6 protein-coding genes are annotated in these 5,133 nt (G+C 57.8%); 3 read left to right on the plus strand and 3 right to left on the minus strand.

Features of this window, described 5'->3' with window-relative positions; all coding sequences use genetic code 11:
* Positions 1-250: hypothetical protein (locus Q0510_RS14345; RefSeq protein ID WP_298713046.1), on the minus strand; the 250-nt coding region annotated here is incomplete at its 3' end.
* 105 nt (positions 251-355) lie between these two features.
* Between Q0510_RS14345 and Q0510_RS14350 the strand changes: the two genes are divergently transcribed.
* Positions 356-1,447: a DUF6807 family protein gene (locus Q0510_RS14350; protein WP_298713049.1), complete on the plus strand. Its 1,092-nt coding sequence runs from the start codon at positions 356-358 to the stop codon at positions 1,445-1,447.
* Entirely contained in the window at positions 1,431-1,649 is a 219-nt protein-coding gene (locus Q0510_RS14355) for a DUF6807 family protein (RefSeq protein ID WP_298713050.1), read from the plus strand. The genes Q0510_RS14350 and Q0510_RS14355 overlap by 17 nt, the downstream gene beginning before the upstream one ends.
* 5 nt (positions 1,650-1,654) lie before the next feature.
* Here Q0510_RS14355 and Q0510_RS14360 read toward each other — a convergent pair whose 3' ends face one another.
* Positions 1,655-3,010: an NAD-dependent succinate-semialdehyde dehydrogenase gene (locus tag Q0510_RS14360; protein ID WP_298713053.1), complete on the minus strand. Its 1,356-nt coding sequence runs from the start codon at positions 3,008-3,010 to the stop codon at positions 1,655-1,657.
* A 76-nt stretch (positions 3,011-3,086) separates the two neighbouring features.
* Between Q0510_RS14360 and Q0510_RS14365 the strand changes: the two genes are divergently transcribed.
* Complete coding sequence (locus Q0510_RS14365; RefSeq protein ID WP_298713056.1) at positions 3,087-4,247, plus strand: MFS transporter; 1,161 nt, start codon at positions 3,087-3,089, stop codon at positions 4,245-4,247.
* A gap of 123 nt (positions 4,248-4,370) precedes the next feature.
* Here Q0510_RS14365 and Q0510_RS14370 read toward each other — a convergent pair.
* Positions 4,371-5,133 (minus strand): pyruvate kinase (locus tag Q0510_RS14370; RefSeq protein WP_298713057.1); only part of this gene is annotated, 763 nt, incomplete at its 5' end.

A 5,133-nucleotide genomic window follows, 5' to 3' on the forward strand; every position in this document is an offset into this window, starting at 1 on the left:
GCTGGAAGTGCTTGTACACCCCGTCGATGGCGCGCTTGTTCTGACGCGCGTCCGCGGCGTTTTTCACTGCCGTGACTTTGTAACTTTTCATCGCCTTCGCATCGTCGAGGAAAATGATCACGCTGTTGAGCCCGCGGGCTTTATCGGCGGCCCGGAGGTCTTCCAGGTCCTTAAGAATAGACGGGAGTTTGGCGCCGTACTTTCCTTCCAGCGCTTTCCGGTTGGATACGATGATTTTATCCTTTTTCATGGGAGGATGGGGTTTGGGGTTCAATACCACTAAATTACACTAATTCCAGTTATTGCGATTATCAACCGGAATGTGTAATTTTATATTATAAAAATAATTTATAATATGGCTAAACCGTATTATGTCCTATGTTGCCTTGCCCTTTTGGGGGGCCATTCCACGTTTGCGCAGGTGATTGCAAAGGTTACCGTGAAAGCGGGGCCGGTGGACAGGCACCACTCCATCGTTCGCACACCTTTTAATGCAGAACAGGGTTACGCGTATAAATTGACAGGCCAGGAAAATGGCCGGAAGGTGAAGTACGCCACGCAGGTGGAAGATGGCATGTTGATCTGGCGGCTGGAAGATTTGCCCGCAGGAACAGAGCGGCAATTCGACCTCGTGCGGGAAAAGTCACCTGCGGGCCGGCAGCACGCGGCTGCCCCGGAAGGAGTAAGTTATGAGGAGAAAGACGGCGGATACACCATCATCCATGGCAAGGCCAACGCCCTGCATTACCGCGCCGAAACCATGGACCCACCGGCAGGAGTGGATACCGCGTACCGCCGCGGTGGCTTCATTCACCCCGTGTGGACGCCCTCGGGCAAAGTGCTCACCCAGATCCATCCCAAAGACCACTACCACCACCTCGGCATTTGGAGCCCCTGGACCGACACGGAGTTCGAAGGCAAAACGGTCGATTTCTGGAACCTGGCCAAACGCTCCGGCACCGTGCTCCCTGTAGCATCCGCCCGCAACCGCCGCACCAGCGGACAGGTTTTCGGCGGATTCCGGCAGGTGCAGGACTATGTGGTCCTCGGAAACCCCGATCGCACCGCCATGACCGAAGAACTGGAAGTGATCGTATACGGCAGGCCTGATGAAAACATCACCTGGGATTACAATTCTACCCTCCAATGCGCATCCGCAGCACCCATCACCCTCAACGAATACCGCTATGGCGGCGGGTTTGCGATCCGCGGCGCCGTAGAATGGAATAACGCCAACAGCAAAGTCATCACCTCCGAAGGGAAGACCCGCAAAGATGCCGATGGCTCCCTGGCGCGGTGGTTCATCATCCAGGGCGAATTGAAAGACGGCAAAGGCGGGCTCCTCGTGCTTTCCGATCCCAACAACTTCAATGCCCCGCAACCGCTCCGCGTTTGTCCGGGTACGAGTGGCCAGGGAAATGCCGCAGCCGGTGCGCGTGTGGCCTGAAAAGGACCAGCACGGGCAGGTGTTCGCGAACTTCAGTCCCACGAAAAACAAACCCTGGCCACTCGTACCCGGACAAACGTACGCGCAGCGCTACCGCATTGTGGCATTCGACGGGGAAATGACGCCCGGGAAGGCGGAGAACCTCTGGAAAGACTATGCCACCCCGGCGGAAGTCAGTATTGAACCGGTACGCAGGAAATAAAGCAATTACTGGATGTAAACAGTTTTGATATTGAGGAACTCATGTACACCCTCGATGGATAGCTCGCGCCCGTAACCCGACTGCTTGATGCCGCCGAAAGGCAGGCGCGCGTCGGACCGGACCATGGCGTTGACGAACACGTTGCCGCTTTCGATCAAAGGCGCCAGCCGCGCGGCTTTTTCGAGGTCTTTGGTCCAGATGGAGGAGCCGAGCCCGAAGGGCGTATTGTTCGCCAGCCGGATGGCGTCCTGCTCGTCGTTGGCGGTGATGACCACGGCCAGCGGGCCGAAAGTTTCCTCATCGAAGGCGGTCATACCGGGTTTTACGCCAGACAGCAAGGTAGCGGTGAAGTTCGCTTTGTCCTGTTCCCCGCCTGCCAGCAACTCGGCGCCCTGCCAGAGGGTGCTTTGCAATTGTCCGTTCAGTTCATTGGCGAGATCGGGGCGGGCCATGGGGCCGAGGTCGGTATCAGGGAGGAAGGGATCGCCCTGTTTCATGGAGGAAATAATGCTCTGCACCTGCTGCGTGAAATCTTCCGCAATGCTTTTCTCCACGATCCAGCGTTTGGCCGCGATGCAGGATTGCCCTGCGTTCTGCATCCGGGCTTTGACGGCCGTGGCGGCCGCCGTTTTGATATCCGCGTCTTTAAGGACGATGAAGGGATCGCTGCCGCCCAGTTCCAACACGGTTTTCTTCAGGTGTTTCCCGGACAGTGCCGCTACGCTCATCCCGGCGGGAGTGCTGCCGGTCAGCGTAACGCCCTGCACGCGGGCGTCGGCGATAATGGGCTCGATGTCTTTCGACGATACCAGCAAAGCCTGGAAAGACCCTTCCGGGAAGCCCGCTTCCAGGAATATTTTTTCGATGGCCAGTCCGCAGCCGCTGGTGTTGCTGGCGTGTTTGAGGACGGCGGCATTGCCGGCCAGGAGGTTGGGGATCGCGAAGCGGAACACCTGCCAGAACGGGAAGTTCCAGGGCATGATGGCGAGTATGATGCCTTTCGGTTCGAATGCGGCGTAGCTTTTGCGCGCATCGGATTCGATGATCCGCGGCTGGAGGAGGCTTTCGATGTTGTTGGCGTAATATTCGGCGGTGGAAGCGCACTTCAGTACCTCCGCCTTCGCTTCTTTCAGCGTTTTGCCCATCTCGCGGGTGATCAGTTCAGCGTGCCGGTCCACCTGAGACTTCAGCAGTTCCGCCACCTGCTTCATCCATTCCGACCGCTGGCCGACGCCAGCCTGCCGGAGGGCGTGGAATGCGCGGTGGCCCGCCTTCAGCTTGTCCTGCAGCTGTTCGGGCGTGTGCGCCGGATAGCTGGCGATGGTTTCTCCGTTGTAGGGGTATATGCTCTCGAAACTCATACTTTAAAGGTAAGGATTTTACCGTCGCGGCCACTTTCGGCGAATGCCGTACCTTTGCAGCCTGAACGTACGGAACATGTCTCTGAGCAAATGGAATATTGCGGTCATGGCTATCTGCACCGGCCTGATCGTTGCGAACATTTATTATGCACAACCCCTGCTGGTACTTATCGCCCGGGAATTTAACGTAACCGAATCCAACGCGGGGCAGGTGACTTTCTTCACACAGATCGGATATGCGCTGGGATTGCTTTTCTGCGTACCCCTGGGCGACAAGCTTGAGCGGCGCAGCCAGATCCTCGTCATGACGGGCTGCGCGGTAGCGGCCCTTGCGGCGGCGGCGCTTTCTTTCAACATTACGATGCTGAAGATTACGGGTTTCATTATCGGTTTCACGTCGATCGTGCCGCAGCTGATCCTGCCCATGGCGGCGTCGCTGGCGGAGCCTTCGAAGCGGGGCAAGGTGATCGGGGTGATCATGAGCGGGCTGCTCATCGGCATCCTGTTGTCGCGCACGATCAGCGGTTTTGTGGGCCAGCACCTGGGCTGGAGGGCGATGTTCTGGATCGCGGCGGCCATGTCTTTCGCCATGATGGCGGTGATGATGCTTTCGTTTCCGGTAAGCCGACCGGCGTTTTCCGGGACTTACGGTGCGCTGATGAAGTCGGTATTGCAGCTGTTGAAAGAACAGCCTTTGCTGCGGGAGGCATCGGTTATCAACGCCTGCTGTTTCGCGGTTTTCGGCCTGTTCTGGACGACTTCCGTATTCTTATTGAGTAACCCGCCATACAATTACGGAAGCGATGTGATAGGCCTCCTCGGGCTGGCGGCCGCCACCGGTGCGCTCGGCGCCCCGCTCATCGGGCGGATCGCGGACAAGAAGAATCCGCGCATCGCCATCGGCTACGGCATTTCGCTCGTTTTCGCCTCTTACCTGATATGCTGGGTTTTCAGCTATTCCATAATAGGTATTGTTGCGGGGATCGTACTGCTCGACCTGGGGCTCCAGGGCGTGCACGTCTCCAATCAAACCCGTATCTACGCCCTGCTGCCGGAAGCCCGTAACCGGATGAACACCGTATTCATGACGGCCTCCTTCCTCGGCACCTCCCTCGGTTCCGGCATCGGCCTCTGGGTGTGGGGCATCGGCAAATGGACCGGCGTCTGCATCGCGGGGCTCGCCATCACCGGGATCGGTATCGCGGTGTATGCGCTGACCTACAAAAGGGAAGGATAACCCTCGCTAAAACAAGGAAGATTGCCGCTCTATCGGTCCTCTAACCGTCGTGTAGCCCGATTGTGGGCATAAAAAATCCCGTTCCAGGCCGGAACGGGATTTTCTTTTATGAAGTGCCCTCGATTATTCGGGAACTCGTGTGATCTTCAGGATGTTGGTGGGCAGGTGCTCTTTTACGGGCGTGCTGCCGGTGTTCACCACCACGTCGTTCGCTTTTACGAAACCACGCTCTTTCAGGATGTTGATCTGGTCGGAGATGATATCGTCCAGGCTTTCCTCTTCGCCGTAGTAGAACGCGCGAACGCCCCAGCTGAGGCTCAGCTGGTTTACCAGCGAACGCTCCTTGGTGAAGATGAACAGCGGGGATTTCGGACGGTAGCTGGAGAGCATGAAACCGGTGTAGCCGGACTGCGTCATACCGATCAGCGCGTCTGCCTCCAGGTCTTCCGCGATTTTGCAGGCGTTGTAGCACAGCGCGTCGCTGAGGAAGGTGGGGGAGTGGCGGTGGGGGATCAGGTTGCGGTTGTAAATGATGCTTTCCTTCTCTACTTCACCGATGATCTTGCGCATGGTCTGGATAACCAGCGTGGGATAGTTGCCGGTAGCGGTTTCGCCGGACAGCATCACGGCGTCTGCGCCTTCCAGCACGGCATTGGCCACGTCGGTGATCTCGGAGCGGTTCGGGCGGGTGCGGTCGATCATGGATTCCATCATCTGCGTAGCCACGATCACCGGTTTCGCGCGGTGGATGCACTTGCGGATAATGTCTTTCTGGATCATGGGCACCATCTCAACGGGCAGTTCCACGCCGAGGTCGCCACGGGCGATCATCACGCCGTCGCTTTCCCAGATGATTTCCTTCAGGTTCTGGATCGCTTCCGGTTTC

It is taken from the genome of uncultured Chitinophaga sp., from assembly GCF_937874145.1.
Classification (GTDB): Bacteria; Bacteroidota; Bacteroidia; order Chitinophagales; family Chitinophagaceae; genus Chitinophaga.